We start from the raw sequence: 15,041 nt of genomic DNA, 5'->3' as shown, positions 1-15,041 counted from the left end.
ACGCGCGCCCATTCTCGCGCCGGAAACCCGGCGGGCACACATTCCGTCAGGTTAGCCGCTGGGCTGGCCCGAAAGCGCCGCCGGCGCCAGCGCAATGTGCGATGGCGCCGATTTGTACCGGTTTGCGCACCGAGGCGGGCCCGCCCGCCCCGTGGCACTTCACTCCACCGGGATCAGCAGATAGGCGTGGTAGTCCTCGCCCTGGATGCCGTTGGTGACGATGACGCCGTGGTTGTTGATGCCTTGGCCGGCGTCGAACTGAACCTTGCCGTAGAGCGGGTCCGCCGGGTCGATCAGGGTGGAGACGTCCACCATGCCGGTCTTCTTGTCGTAGTAGAACGGCACGTTGGTGGACCCGCGGCGGGCGGGCTTGTCGGCAATGCCGACGACCTGGCCGGCGTCATTGACCTTCAGCGCATTGCTGTAGAGGCCGCCGGGCAGCACGCCGATGTCGATCAGGCCCTTCTTCTTGTCCCACAGGAAGGCGCGGCTGGCGAAGGTGTCGGGATCGGCGCTGTAGCCGGCGACCTGGCCCTTGCTGTTGATGCCCTTGCCGTAGCTGTAGGGCGCCAGCGGGCTGAAGGCACCGAGCTGGTTGACCTTGCCTTCGGCGCTGACACGCACGCCGATGGTGGCGTCGGTCTTGTCGTAGTGGCCCACCCATTGGCCGCTGGCGTTGATGCCGGAGGCATCGGCCGCGCCCTTCTTGGGGAACGGGTCGACCATGCCGGTGGCGGCCGTCCAGGTGAAGGCGTGCGGCACGCCGTCCACCGTGTTGCTCTGGCCGACCACGGTGCCGTTGTCCGAGATGCCGGCGGCCATGCTGTAGCGGTGCGCGGGGTCGAAGCTGCCCAGCGCCTGCATGCCGGTCACAGGGTCGTAGAGGAAGGCGCCAGGCGAGTCGGAGGGGCCGCTGTAGCCGACGATCTGGCCGAGGTTGTTGATGCCGGTGGCGAAGCTGGCGGTGTCGCCGGGCAGCGCGCCGAGGAAAACGATGCTGCCATCGGGCTGGAAGGCCACGGCGTAGTGGTCGCCGTACTGCTGCTTCTGGATCCAGCCGACGACGGTGCCCTGGTCGTTGATCGCCAGGCCCTGGCTGGAATAACCATCCGGCCCCACGCCCAGGTCCTTGATGCGGTAGGTGGGTGCAGCTTGCGCCGAGGCGGCAGCGAACATCAGGCAGGCCAGCGCAGCGGCGGCCAAGGGGGCGGTGAGGGATTTGATGGCAGTTTCCTTGATGTGAAGACGTGGCTTGTGGCCTGCCAAAAAGTGTAGGAGTCCCCCTCGTCGAGCGGCCTACCCGAAAGGGTAGTTGACCCGCACTGGATCGTGGGGGTGGGCCGGGCGCCGCCATGGCGGGTCGCAGGCCGCTAAAATCAGTCCTTCCAAGGAGCGTTGCAGCAGCGTGGTGACCCCGCGCTGTCAGGCTTGGTGATGACAACGACGCTCACCCGACCTGGGTGAGCTCCGCCCGCTCGGGCCGATTCTTTTCATCTCCTCGTGTTGCCGCACGACCGCGCCATGCCCTCCGCCTCTGCGAACCTTCCCGACGTCTCCGATTCGACTCCCGACATCGCCGTGGCGCCGCCGCCGATGCGGCTGTCCGGGCTGGAGCCTGTGGCCATCGACGCGCAGTCGCTGTTCGTCAACATCGGCGAGCGCACCAACGTCACCGGCTCCAAGGTCTTCGCCCGCATGATCCTGGCCGGCGAGTTCGAGAAGGCGCTGGCTGTTGCCCGCCAGCAGGTGGAAAACGGCGCCCAGGTGATCGACATCAACATGGACGAGGCCATGTTGGACAGCCAGGCCGCAATGGTGCGTTTCCTGAACCTGATCGCTGGCGAGCCGGAGATCGCGCGCGTGCCCATCATGGTGGACTCGTCCAAGTGGAGCGTGATCGAGGCCGGGCTCAAGTGCCTGCAGGGCAAGGGCATCGTCAACAGCATTTCGCTGAAGGAAGGCGAGGCCGAGTTCAAGCGCCAGGCCACGCTGGTACGTCGCTACGGCGCGGCGGCGGTGGTGATGGCCTTCGACGAGCAGGGCCAGGCCGACACCTTCGCGCGCAAGACCGAGATCTGCGCGCGCGCCTACCGGGTGCTGGTCGAGGACGTGGGCTTCCCGCCCGAAGACATCATCTTCGACCCGAACATCTTCGCGATCGCCACCGGCATCGAGGAGCACAACAACTACGCGGTCGACTTCATCAACGCCACGCGCTGGATCAAGCAGAACCTGCCCGGCGCCAAGGTCTCGGGCGGCGTGTCCAACGTGAGCTTCAGCTTCCGCGGCAACGAGCCGGTGCGCGAAGCCATCCACACCGTCTTCCTGTACCACGCGATCCAGGCCGGCATGGACATGGGCATCGTCAACGCCGGCATGGTCGGCGTGTATGACCAGTTGGACCCGGACCTGCGCGAGCGCGTGGAAGACGTGGTGCTGAACCGCCGAGAAGACTCGACCGAGCGGCTGCTGGAAGTGGCCGAGCAGGTCAAGGGCGCAGCCAAGGACGACAGCGCAAGGCTGGCCTGGCGCGCAGCACCCGCCACCGAGCGCCTGTCGCATGCGCTGGTGCACGGCATCACCGAGTTCATCACCGAGGACACCGAAGAGGTGTGGCAGGCCATCCAGGCCGACGGCGGCCGGCCGCTGCACGTGATCGAAGGCCCGCTGATGGCCGGCATGAACATCGTCGGCGACCTGTTTGGCGCCGGCAAGATGTTCCTGCCCCAGGTGGTCAAAAGCGCCCGCGTGATGAAGCAGGCCGTGGCCCATCTGCTGCCCTACATCGAAGCCGAGAAGAAGGCGATGGTGGACGCTGGCGGCGATGCCAAGGCCAAGGGCAAGATCGTCATCGCGACGGTCAAGGGCGACGTGCACGACATCGGCAAGAACATCGTCACGGTAGTCCTGCAGTGCAACAACTTCGAGGTCGTCAACATGGGCGTGATGGTGCCGTGCCAGGACATCCTGGCCAGGGCGCGCGAGGAAGGCGCCGACATCATTGGCCTGTCGGGCCTGATCACGCCCAGCCTGGAAGAGATGCAGCACGTGGCCGCCGAAATGCAGCGCGACCCGTATTTCCGCGAGCGCGGCACGCCGCTGCTGATCGGCGGCGCCACCACCAGCCGGGTGCACACCGCGGTGAAGATCACGCCGCACTACGCCGGCCCCATCGTCTACGTGCCGGACGCGTCGCGCGCGGTGGGCGTGTGCGCCGAGCTGCTGAGCGACGACCGCGCCGCGGCCTACATCGAGACGCTGAACGCCGACTACCAGCGCGTGCGCGAGCTGCATGCCAACCGCAAGGCCACGCCGCTGGTGACGCTGGCCGAGGCGCGCGCCAACAAGGCGCTGATGGACTGGTCGCAGCCGCCGGTGAAGCCGCGTTTCCTTGGCCGCCGCGTGATGAAGCAGTACGACCTGGCCGAGTTGGCGCAGTGCATCGACTGGGGTCCGTTTTTCCAGACCTGGGACCTGGCCGGCCCTTATCCGGCGATCCTGGACGACCCGGTCGTCGGCGTCGAGGCGCGCAAGGTGCTGGCCGATGGCCAGGCCATGCTCAAGCGCATCATCGATGGCCGCTGGCTGCAGGCCAATGCGGTGCTGGGCTTCTGGCCGGCCAACACGGTGGACGACGACGTGATCGAGGTCTATGCCGACGAAACCCGCAGCGAGGTGCTGATGCGCTGGGCGCCGCTGCGCATGCAGACGGTGCGGCCGGTGGTCGACGGCGTGAAGCGTCCCAACCGATCGCTGGCCGACTTCATCGCGCCCAAGGGCACGCAGCCGGACTACATCGGCCTGTTCGCCGTCACCGCCGGCCTGGGCGCCGACGCGCGCGCCAAGCAGTTCGAGGATGCGCAGGACGACTATTCATCCATCATGCTCAAGGCGCTGGCCGACCGGCTGGCCGAAGCTTTTGCCGAGCGGCTGCACCAGCGCGTGCGCATGGAGCTGTGGGGCTACGCGCCGGACGAGGCGCTGAGCAATGCCGAGCTGATCGCCGAGAAGTACAAGGGCATCCGCCCGGCGCCGGGCTACCCGGCCTGCCCGGACCACAGCGTGAAGGGCCCGATGTTCGAACTGCTGGCCTGTGGCGAGATCGACATGGGCCTGACCGAAAGCCTGGCGATGACCCCGGCGGCCAGCGTCAGCGGCTTCTACCTGGCCCACCCGCAGGCGGCTTATTTCAACGTCGGCACGGTCGGCGAGGACCAACTTGCGGCCTGGGCCGGCGCGCTGGGCATCGCCGAAGACAGCGCACGGCGGCGGCTGGTCTCGGTGCTGGACGGCAGGCCTGGCGTTTCGGCGTAGAAGCTGGCGTTCAGCTGGGTTTCGCGCAGCAGGTGGGCGCGGAAGCGCTGGAACAGCCGCTTGTCCACCGTGCCGGGATGGCGCCAGAACTCGGACAGCGGGCCGGCATGCACCATGCCGGGCACCGCATAGAAGCACTCGCCCAGCGTGATCACCGGCGTGCTGTGGTACATGGACTGCAGGCCGGTGGTGCTGTTGACCGTGACCACGCCGGCTGCGTGCATCAGCAGCGTCGGCAGGTGCTGGTCGTGGATGTAGTGCACCCGGTGCGCCACGCCCAGCGCCGTCGCCCGGCGGGCGATCAGGCGGCGGTAGTCGTTGTACGGCCGGTCCAGCGGATGGTGCTTGAAGACCAGCAGTTGTTCGGCCGGCGCATGCACCGCGAACGAGGCCATCACCTCTTCGATGAAGGCCGGCACGGTGCCGAAACGCGAGTGGTGGATGATCTGGCTGTCGTTGTGGACCTGCAGCGGCACCAGCATGTAGCGCTTGTGCTGCGCCGGGTGGCTGAGGAAGCCGAGCATGTCGCTTTCCAGCCAGCGGTTCTTCCATTTGCGCATGCCACCGCGCACCCAGCGCAATCCTTCGCGGACCGGATGCAAGCAGCGGTGATGCTCGTAATGCGGGTAACGCGCACGGCCTTTCCACAGCTCGGTGGCATAGGTCATCGCGATGTCGGCCACCTCGCCAAACTGCTGGTGCGTGGGCTGTGGTGCCGGTTGCGGCTCGATGTTGAGCTGGCGGTAGAAGGCCGCGTTGCGCGGGATGGAAGATTCGGCATTGACGCCGCCAATCTCCAGCGTCACGTAGTCCGGCCGCAAGTAGCCTTCCTCGAACACATAGACGGTGATGCCCAGCGCACGGGCTTCGGCCAGCGCGGCGTCGTGCATCGCCCGGGTCTGGCCAAACAGCACCAGCGCATCGATCTGATGCGAGACCAGGCGTTCACGCAACCAGGCAGGCCACTCTGCCGGCGGCTGATTGAAAGCCCAGGCGCCATCCTGTTCGGGGAAATAGAACTCGTCACCCGCGTTGAAGTTGACCTTCCAGACCGTTTGCCCATGGTCGCGCAGCGTCTTCGCCAAGGTGGCGAAGAACCGGCCCATGGGGCCCTGCAGCAACAGCGTACGGCGCTGAGACAGCAGGCGGTCTAGGGAAATCGGAATCATGCGAACGGCAAAACGGTGTGACCAGCGTGCCCACGTAGCGCGGCCGGGAAGGCCACGTCAACGCAAAGCGACAAACATGCCCGACTGCCGGCCCAATCCACAGGATGACCAGCAGCAGACGCGAAAAACCTCACAAAACCCTTGCAAAGGGTCGACAAACCAAGGGAACACCCTCTAGTCAGCACTGATTGCAGTCTATGCGCAGCAAGTGGCGCTGGCGATCCCTCAAATAGGTGTGCCGGGGGCCGCAAGCAATGCCAACTGTGTCAGCGCTTGACTTTCGGCCATGTCAGCCAACACCTGATTCGCCGATACCCACCTGGGGCTTATCGACACATGCCGCCAGTTCGTGAAGGCTTCCAACGAATTTCAGCTGTCTTTTGTCTCCGGCGGCGGCAGCGCCGGGCGCTGGCGCAGCGGCACACCGCTGCGCCGCAAGGCCACCAACCAGCGCAGCGCCAGGCGCAGGCTGCGTCGACCCAGACTGGGCGGGCCCGCATTGGCAGCACTGCTGTCACGCCAGTCCTGCAATTCCTGGGCGGCCGACTCCGGCGAAGCAAAGGCGCCGGAGTGGCGGCTGACGTAACGCGGATACAGGATCAGCACTGCGGCAGTCAGCTCGTCCAGCGACAGCTTGCGCTCGCGCCGCGGCTGCGGCAGCCGGTCCTCGGTCAGGCCCCAGCCCGCATAAAACGGGCAACCCCAGGTCACGACCGGCACCTCGCGCAGCAAGGCTTCGAAACCGGCCAACGAAGTGAGCACCTGCACCTCATCGACCTGCCGCAGCAATGCATCCATCGGCGCCTGCGTCAGGATCTCATCGCACCAGCGCCTGGCCTCGCCCTCGCCATCGCCTTGGGCGCGCAGCTTGGCCACCACGTCCGGGTGCGGCTTGTAGACCAGCCAGGCTTGTGGCCGCTGCTCGCGCACCGCCTGCAAGAGCCCCATGTTGGTGCGGATGCCGGGCGCACCGTGGACGATGGCGGCGTCCGACTCGACCTGCCCGACCACCAGCACCACTTGCCGCCCCGCAGCGCCTGCGGGCCGAACCCAGCCGCCACCGCCCAGGTTGTACTTGGTCAGGCCCAGCGCCAGCAGTTGCCCACGCAAGGCCGCGGCACGCTCGCGCAGTGCCGGCGAAAAGCTGGCCTGGTTCAGCCAGCGCTCCAGCGCCGACGGACGGCTGCTGTCGTAATACAGGCCCAGGTCGTCCAGCACCCAGGACAGCGGGCGCACCAGGTCCGCACCGAGGCCAACCGAGCGCAGGAAACCATCTTCGACCCGGATCACCGCTGGCGCCGGCCGGCCGGGCGGTGGCGCAGGCAGTTCGCGCTGGCCCCAGACGACGACCGGCTCGCCACTGGCCACTGCCGCACCGGCGCGCGCAAAGGTCAGTTCGCTGCCGGCCAGAAAGCGCCGCAGCACCGGCCGCTTCCAGCCTGAAAAGCCCACTGCGTGCAAGCGCGGCGGAAAACGCTCGCGCTCGGCACGTTGCAGCCCCATCCACGCCAGCAGGCGCTCGGGCTCGCAGCGGGCGCCGGTTTCCGGATCCAGGTAACGCGGGTAATCGACCAGCGCGGCATGCACCAGCGCCGCGGTCTCGGCCGGCTGGCGCCGCACCGGCGCCAGCTGGTCGTCGCCGGTCAGCCCCCACCCGGCGTAAAACGGCAGGCCGAAGCAGCGCACCGGCCTGCCCCACAGCAGGGCCTCGAAACCCATTTGCGAGGTCACGACATACACCGCCGCGACCTGGCTCAGCAGCGCTGCCGGGTGCAGCGACTCTCCCAGCAGCGTGACGCGGCTGCGCAGCGCAGGGCTCAACGCGCCGAAGTGGCCCCGCTTGCGGCCGGCCACCACGTCCGGGTGCACTTTCAGCAGGATGCGCGCGCGCGGATGTTCGTCCAGCGCGGCCTGCAGCATGCGGGCGAAGCTGATGGCGGACGCGGCGCCAAAGCCGATCGACGCGTCGCCGGCCGTCTGGTCGACCACCAGCACCTCGCCGCCATCCAGCCGCAGCCCGGCCGGCAAGGCCTCGCGGGCCTGGTTGTATTTCGAGACCCGCATCGCCTGCCACTGCGCCTGCAGCGCCATCGCACGGCTGCGCCGGAGCTCGTCAAGCGGCTGGCGGATCAGGCGCTCGAGCCGCGACGGCGCGCTGGCGTCGTAGTAGATGCCTTCGTCGTCCAGCACGATGGACAGCGGCGGCTCGTCGGCGCCCAAGCCGATGGAGCGCAGGAAACCATCTTCCAGCCACAGCGGCTGCAGGCCATGCGCGCGACCCCAGGCCAGCGCCCGCTCGGCGCTGGCCTTGCGGCCCAGGCCAGCACGGCTTGCGCACCGGCCGCAGCGGCCCGGCGCGGCGACACCAGTTCGACGCCGGCCAGCAACGCCGGCAGCGTGCGCACGCCGGCCACGCCGCTGCCATGTTGCACGGCGCAGCGCAGTGTTGCCAGCAGGTCAGGCGGATTCACAGGCGAAGACCCGCCAAGCCGCGGGCCTGGACAGATTCAGGCGCCAGAAGCGGCAAAGTGCGGGTTGTCGAAACCGGGCTTGCCGTAGCGCAGGTCGGCGCCATCGGCCACCACCGTCACGCGGCCACCGGCGGCGCGCAGCACGGCGTCGCCGGCGGCAATGTCCCACTCCATCGTTCGGCCCAGGCGCGGGTACAGGTCGGCCTCGCCGGCTGCGACCAGGCACAGCTTCAGCGAAGAGCCGGCATTGGTGCGCGAGGCCACGGCGCGGCCGTTCAGGAAAGCATCGAGTGCGGTTTCGTCGCCGTGCGAGCGGCTCGCCACCACGGTCAGGCCTTCGGCGGGCACGGCGCGGGTCTTGATCTCGCGCTTGCCTTCGGCATCTTCCAGCCAGGCGCCCAGGCCGGCGGCGCCGGTGAACAGGCGGCCGGCCGCGCCGCCAACAGCGGGGGCGAACACCAGGCCCAACACCGGCTTGCCGTTTTCGATCAGCGCGATGTTGACGGTGAACTCGCCGTTGCGACTGATGAATTCCTTGGTGCCGTCCAGCGGGTCGACCAGGAAGAAGCGGTCGCTCACGTCGGGAATCTTGCCGGCGGCCACCGCTTCTTCGGCGACCACGGGCACGCCTGGCGCGATTTTCGCGAGGCCGGCCAGGATCACGTCCTCGGCCTTTTGGTCGGCCTGGGTGACCGGCGACTCGTCGCCCTTCTTGGTCACATCGAAGTCGGTGGCATAGATGTCCATGATCACCTTGCCGGCGTCGCGGATGAGGGGCGTCAGTTGGGACAACAGGCCGGCGGCGTCAGCGGTAGCAATGCTCATGAAAGTTACTTTCAGATGAGGTTTTCAAATGAGGGATACGGCATTGTGCATGTCGAGTGGCAGAATAAACTCCCTAAAACATTTATTGACCTCAGTTCGTGCCCGCCTCCACCCCCGACATGCAACAACTGAACCTGCGCCGTCGCCGCGCGGTGCAGTTGCGGGTGGACGGTCGCAGCCTGGCGCAGATCCGGACCGAGACCGGCCTCAGCGTGCCCACCATCATCAAGGCCTGCCAGGCCTTCACGGCAGGCGGCTGGGCGGCGATCGACGTCGGTGCCCGCGGCCGGCCCAAGGGCGATGGCCGGGTGCTGAGTCTGCAACAGGAAGAGGCGCTGCGCACCGCCACACTGAGCCTGCCGCCCGAAAAAGCCGGTAGCCCGTCACTGTTATGGGATGCCAATGCGGTGCAGGCGCTGGCCGAACAACGTTTTGGCGCCCAGCTTCAGCCGCGTGCGCTGGCCCGGCTGCTGGCGCGCTGGGGCCTGGCCATGCATCCGCTGCGCGAGCTGGCGGCCCAAAGCCAGGCCACCCGCGCCTGGCTGGCCGAGCAGTGGGAGCCGGCCCTGCAGGCCACCCGCAGCCGCCAGCGCCACCTGGCCTGGGCCGGCACGCTGGACCACCCGGACCGGCCGGCGCCGGGCGGCCTGATCGTCGCGATCTCGCCGCGTGGCACCTTGAGCTGGCTGCCGGTGGCCAAGCTGGCCTCGGCCGACGCCTACCTCGACTTTCTCGGCCGGCTGCTGCGCACCACGCCCGGCCACTGGACCGTCTACCTGCAGGGCCCTGACCTGAGCCGCGCGCCTTCGGTCGCCGCCTGGCAGGCCCAACTTCAAGCCCGCCTGGCGCTGCACACCTGTCCGGTCGCCCCGCAGGCCCGCAGCGCCGCCGAAGTGCCGCCGCGCGCAGCAGATGCTGCGCCGGCGGCCAGCAAATCCCCGCCCGCGGCCCCTGCCGTGGTGCCCAAGACCGCGGCCACCTTCCTGGCGCCGCGCCCGCACCCAGCGATCCTTCCGGCCCGCCCGGCGGCGGCCGCTGCCTCTTCTCTCTTTTCCCAGCCCACCACGGATACCACCACCATGAGCTTGACCCATTTGCAGCGCCTGGAAGCCGAGAGCATCCACATCATGCGCGAGGTTGCCGCCGAGGCTGAAAACCCGGTGATGCTTTATTCCGTTGGCAAGGATTCAGCGGTGATGCTGCACCTGGCCCGGAAGGCATTTTTCCCGGCGCCGCCGCCCTTCCCGCTGCTGCATGTGGACACCACCTGGAAGTTCCGGGCGATGTACGAACTGCGCGACCGCATGTCTGCGGAAACCGGGATGGACCTGCTGGTCTATCACAACCCGGAAGCCATGGAGATGGGCATCAATCCGTTCACCCACGGCTCGTCCATCCACACCGACATGTGGAAGACGCAGGGCCTGAAGCAGGCGCTGGACAAGTACAACTTCGATGTGGCCTTCGGCGGCGCCCGCCGCGACGAAGAGAAGAGCCGCGCCAAGGAGCGCATCTTCTCGTTCCGCTCGGCGCAGCACCGCTGGGACCCGAAGAACCAGCGCCCGGAACTCTGGCGCCTGTACAACGGCCGCAAGCAGAAGGGCGAGTCGATCCGCTGCTTCCCGATCTCCAACTGGACCGAGCTGGACGTCTGGCAGTACATCTACATGGAGAACATCCCCATCGTGCCGCTGTACTTCGCAGCCAAGCGCCCGGTCGTCGAACGCGACGGCACGCTGATCATGGTGGACGACGACCGCTTCCCGCTGCGCGAAGGCGAAGTGCCGATGATGAAGAGCGTGCGCTTCCGCACGCTGGGCTGCTACCCGCTGTCGGGTGCGGTCGAATCCGAAGCCGCCACGCTGCCGGATGTCATCCAGGAAATGCTGCTGACCAAGACGTCGGAGCGTCAAGGCCGGATGATCGACCACGACTCCGCAGCCTCGATGGAGAAGAAGAAACAAGAGGGTTATTTCTAACCCCCACGCTCCCTTCCGGTCGCTGCCCCCCAAGGGGGCTCGCGCAGCGGACCGGCAGAGCCGGATCCGCGCACGCCACTTGGCTTAAAACCGAATTTCCCAAGGAATCATCATGGCCCACACCTCGGACCTGATCTCGGTCGACATCGAGAAGTACCTGAAGCAGCATGAGCAGAAAAGCCTGCTGCGCTTCATCACCTGCGGCTCGGTGGACGACGGCAAGTCGACCGTCATCGGCCGGCTGCTGTATGAATCGAAGATGCTGTTCGAAGACCAGCTTGCCGCCATCGAGAACGACTCGAAGAAATGGGGCACGCAAGGCGGCGACATCGACTTCGCGCTGCTGGTCGACGGCCTGGCCGCCGAACGCGAGCAAGGCATCACGATCGACGTGGCCTACCGCTTCTTCTCGACCGACCGCCGCAAGTTCATCGTTGCCGACACCCCTGGCCACGAGCAGTACACCCGCAACATGATCACCGGCGCCTCGACGGCCGACGTGGCCGTGATCCTGGTCGACTCGCGCAAGGGCATCCTGACGCAGACCCGCCGCCACTCGTACCTGGTCAGCCTGATCGGCATCCGCAAGGTCGTGCTGGCAATCAACAAGCTGGACCTGGTCGACTACTCCGAAAAGGTCTTCAAGCAGATCGATGAGGAATACCGCGAGTTCGCCAAGCAGATCGGCCTGAACGACATCACCTCGATCCCGCTGTCCGGCCTGAAGGGCGACAACATGATCGTCGCCAGCGAGAAGACGCCCTGGTACCACGGCCCGACGCTGCTGGGCTTCCTGGAGACCTGCGAAATCGACGAGGAGCGCCTGCAGAAGGAACCGTTCCGCATGCCGGTGCAGTGGGTCAACCGCCCGAACCTGGACTTCCGCGGCTTCGCCGGCGTCATCACCGGCGGCATGATCAAGCCGGGTGACCGCATCCGCGCGCAGCCGTCTGGCAAGGAAAGCAAGGTCCAGCGCATCGTCACGATGAGCGGTGACCTGCCGCTGGCCGTGGCCGGCCAGTCCGTCACGCTGACGCTGGAAGACGAGATCGACATCTCGCGCGGCGACGTGATCTCGACCGCCGAGTCCCCCGCCGAAGTGGCCGACCAGTTCGAAGCCACCATCGTCTGGATGACCGACGAGCCGATGCTGCCGGGCCGCCCGTACCTGCTGAAGATCGGCACCCAGCTGGTGACGGCCACCGTCACCGAGCCGAAGTACAAGGTCAACGTCAACACCATGGAACACCTGGCTGCCAAGCAGCTGGAGGTCAACGAGATTGGCGTGGTGAACCTGGCGCTGGACCGCCCGATCGCCTTCGACGCGTACACCCACAACCGCGACACCGGCGGCTTCATCCTGATCAACCGCCTGACCAACAACACGGTCGGCGCAGGCATGCTGCACTTCGCGCTGCGCCGCTCGCACAACATCCACATGCAGGCCGTGGATGTGAACAAGGAAGTCCGCGCCGTCGCCAAGGGCCAGAAGCCCGGCGTGCTGTGGTTCACCGGCCTGTCGGGCGCCGGCAAGTCGACGATTGCCAACCTGGTCGAGAAGAAGCTGCACGCGATGGGCCGCCACACCTATCTGCTGGACGGCGACAACATCCGCCACGGCCTGAACAAGGACCTGGGCTTCACCGAGGCCGACCGCGTGGAGAACATCCGCCGCGTCTCCGAAGTGGCGCGCCTGATGGTCGACGCCGGCCTGATCGTGCTGACCGCCTTCATCTCGCCGTTCAAGTCCGAACGGGCGATGGCCCGCGGCCTGCTGGGCGAAGGTGAGTTCATCGAGATCCACGTCGACACGCCGCTGAACGTGGCCGAGGACCGGGACGTCAAGGGCCTGTACAAGAAGGCTCGCCGCGGCGAGATCGCCAACTTCACCGGCATCAGCTCGCCGTACGAAGTGCCGGAGAACCCGGAAATGCGCGTCAACACCGCCGTCATCAGCGCCGACCAGGCCGCCGACGAAATCATTGCCCGCCTGCGCACGCTGGGCATGATCGACTGAGGCCTGCTGGCGGGCCTGCCCGCCACCGCTGCCAGGCGCTGCCCACACGGCAGACCCTGACCCGAAACCCCGCCCCGGCCCTGGCCGCGGCGGGGTTTTTTCATGCCGGCGGCGCACCGTCCAACCGCGTGCAATCTGACCGCACCGGCCCGGTGTTGCCGCTCGCCGCACTTCAGTCACTGCCCTGCGCCGCCGAAACCACAAGGGTCGGGGGCCCGCCCATGTGTGCCCCCAGGTTCTTGTTACCCCGGGGTTTCTCATGGCCGGCACACTGCACCACCTTTCTTCCTCCCAGCGCCCCAGTGCCCCGCCGTGGCGCTGGACCTTGATGGCCACCGTGTGCGCCGTGCTGACCGCCTGCGGCGGCGGCGGCGACGCCGGCAATGGCACCGCGACAGCCAACGGCGGCAGCGAAGCCGGCGCCGGCACCTCAACCGATGGCGGCACGGTCAGCACTGGCGGCTCGACGACGACAACGCCCCCCACCACGCCCGACACGCCCACCGGCGGCACCGCGACCACCCCGACCGACACCCCCACCGTCGATACCCCCACCGTCAACACGCCGCCGGCCACCGAAGACGGTCAGGGCAGCGAAGTTGCGGCCGCCACAGCCACGCCTTACAGCGGCCCGGCAACCCGCCCGCAGGCCTTCCGCCTGCTGACCCAGGCCAGCTTCGGCCCGACCGATGCCGACATCAGCCGCGCCATGAGCATCGGGCAGGCCGCCTGGCTCGACGAGCAGCTGGCCAAACCGGCGAGCGCTGCGCACACCACCCGCTGGGCCAGCGACAACGCCAGCATCCAGGCCGCCAACGCCAAGAGCACCGCCAGCAACCCGACCATTGCCGCGTCCTTCTACACGGCCGCCCTGAAGAATGACGACCAGCTGCGCCAGCGCGTGGCGTTTGCACTCTCGGAAATCTTCGTCGTCTCGATGCAGGAACTGAGTGCCAACCGTTCGCAGGCCGTGGCCAGCTGGCTGGACATGCTCAACCGCGACGCGCTGGGCAACTTCCGCACACTGCTGGACGACGTGGCCCTGCACCCGGCGATGGGCCTGTACCTTTCGCACCTGGGCAGCCAGAAGGCCAATGCCAAGACCGGCAGCACACCGGACCAGAACTTCGGCCGCGAACTGATGCAGCTGTTCTCCATCGGCCTGCTGCAGCTGAACCTGGACGGCACGCCCAAGCTGGACGCCAATGGCCGCGCCATCGAGACCTACAACACCGACGACATCCTCGGCATGTCGGCCGTCTTCACCGGCTACAACTGGGCAGCGACCGACCCCAACGCCTTCGGCCCCTATGCCTCGGGCGTGACGCTGTCACCCACCCGGCTGATCCAGCCGATGCAGGCCTACGCCAGCCAGCACTCGACGGTTGAAAAGCGAATCCTGGGCAGCGTGATCGCCGCGCAGGCCACGCCGGACATGGCCGCCGACCGCAAGGCCGCGCTGGACACGCTGTTCAACCATCCGAACGTCGCGCCGTTCATCGGCCGCCAGCTGATCCAGCGCCTGGTCACCAGCCACCCCAGCACCGCCTACGTGCAGCGCGTGGCCAAGGTCTTCACCAACAACGGCGCCGGCGTGCGTGGCGACCTGAAGGCCGTCGTGCGGGCCATCCTGATCGACGACGAAGCGCGCTCCGTCTCGGTGGCCGGCGGCGACGCCTACGGCAAGCTGCGCGAGCCGGTGCTGCGCCTGACCGCACTGCTGCGCGCCTACCCGACCAAGTCCCTGAGCGGCCTGATGCAGACCGGCGCCTGGGACGATCCGGCCGCAACCATCGGCCAGGTGCCACTGCAAGCGCCTTCGGTCTTCAACTTCTACCGGCCCGGCTATGTGCCACCAGGCGGCGAAGCGGCCCAGCGCAGCCTGACGCTGCCGGAAATGCAGGCCACGACCGAAACCAGCGTGGCCGGCTATGCCACCGCGATGATGAACATCCTGGCCAACGGCGCCGGTGTGAAGGTCACCGTCGGCACGACCACCGGCCTGGACGTGCAGACCGACTACAGCGCCGACGTGGCGCTGGCCGACAACGCCGACACGCTGGCCCGCAAGGTCTGCGACCGGCTGATCACCGGCACGCCGCCGGCCGCGCTGATCACCGGCATGACCGAGGCGATCAACTCGATCGTCATTCCCAAGGCCACCGCCAGCAATGCCGACAAGGTGGCGGCCGCCAAGCTCAACCGGGTGCGCGCTGCGCTGCTGCTGGCCGTGACCAGCCCCGAATTCATCGTCCAGAAGTGAGCC

Annotated in this window: 7 protein-coding genes, 1 pseudogene and 1 riboswitch; of the genes and pseudogenes, 4 read left to right on the top strand and 4 right to left on the bottom strand. The window is 67.6% G+C overall.

What is annotated here, in order from left to right:
• Positions 1-159: 159 nt before the first annotated feature.
• A complete protein-coding gene (locus ACAH41_RS11210; protein ID WP_370538290.1) occupies positions 160-1,176 on the bottom strand; it encodes a hypothetical protein in 1,017 nt (338 codons plus the stop codon).
• A 205-nt stretch (positions 1,177-1,381) separates the two neighbouring features.
• A riboswitch (S-adenosyl-L-homocysteine riboswitch) is annotated at positions 1,382-1,456 on the top strand.
• Positions 1,457-1,593: 137 nt separating this feature from the next.
• Between ACAH41_RS11210 and metH the strand changes: the two genes are divergently transcribed.
• On the top strand, positions 1,594-4,314 hold the full coding sequence (metH, locus tag ACAH41_RS11205; protein WP_325654596.1) for a methionine synthase: 2,721 nt from the start codon (positions 1,594-1,596) through the stop codon (positions 4,312-4,314).
• 56 nt (positions 4,315-4,370) lie between these two features.
• On the opposite strand, the pseudogene ACAH41_RS11200 reads toward metH, so the two are convergent.
• The 3 genes and pseudogenes from ACAH41_RS11200 to cysQ all read right to left on the bottom strand — a co-directional run.
• A pseudogene (locus ACAH41_RS11200) lies at positions 4,371-5,204 on the bottom strand (capsular biosynthesis protein); the annotation flags it as partial.
• A gap of 648 nt (positions 5,205-5,852) precedes the next feature.
• Positions 5,853-7,748, bottom strand: coding sequence for a capsular polysaccharide biosynthesis protein (locus ACAH41_RS11195; RefSeq protein ID WP_370538292.1), 1,896 nt, complete (start codon positions 7,746-7,748; stop codon positions 5,853-5,855).
• A 242-nt stretch (positions 7,749-7,990) separates the two neighbouring features.
• Positions 7,991-8,779 (bottom strand): 3'(2'),5'-bisphosphate nucleotidase CysQ, encoded by a 789-nt coding sequence (gene cysQ, locus ACAH41_RS11190; protein ID WP_325654512.1) that lies wholly within the window; start codon positions 8,777-8,779, stop codon positions 7,991-7,993.
• Between the two features lie 119 nt (positions 8,780-8,898).
• Here cysQ and cysD point away from each other — a divergent pair, with 119 nt between their 5' ends.
• The 3 genes from cysD (at position 8,899) to ACAH41_RS11175 (ending at position 15,038) form a co-directional block, all read left to right on the top strand.
• Positions 8,899-10,758, top strand: a complete 1,860-nt coding sequence (gene cysD, locus ACAH41_RS11185) for a sulfate adenylyltransferase subunit CysD (protein WP_325654510.1) — start codon at positions 8,899-8,901, stop codon at positions 10,756-10,758.
• A 112-nt stretch (positions 10,759-10,870) separates the two neighbouring features.
• Complete coding sequence (cysN, locus tag ACAH41_RS11180) at positions 10,871-12,775, top strand: sulfate adenylyltransferase subunit CysN (protein WP_325654508.1); 1,905 nt, start codon at positions 10,871-10,873, stop codon at positions 12,773-12,775.
• A 259-nt stretch (positions 12,776-13,034) separates the two neighbouring features.
• A complete protein-coding gene (locus ACAH41_RS11175; protein ID WP_325654507.1) occupies positions 13,035-15,038 on the top strand; it encodes a DUF1800 family protein in 2,004 nt (667 codons plus the stop codon).
• Positions 15,039-15,041: the final 3 nt, after the last annotated feature.

The organism is Ideonella sp. (assembly GCF_041287625.1).
Lineage (GTDB): Bacteria > Pseudomonadota > Gammaproteobacteria > Burkholderiales > Burkholderiaceae_C > Ideonella.
The sequence above is the reverse complement of the archived record's forward strand: the minus strand, read 5'-3'. Positions and strand labels throughout refer to the sequence as shown.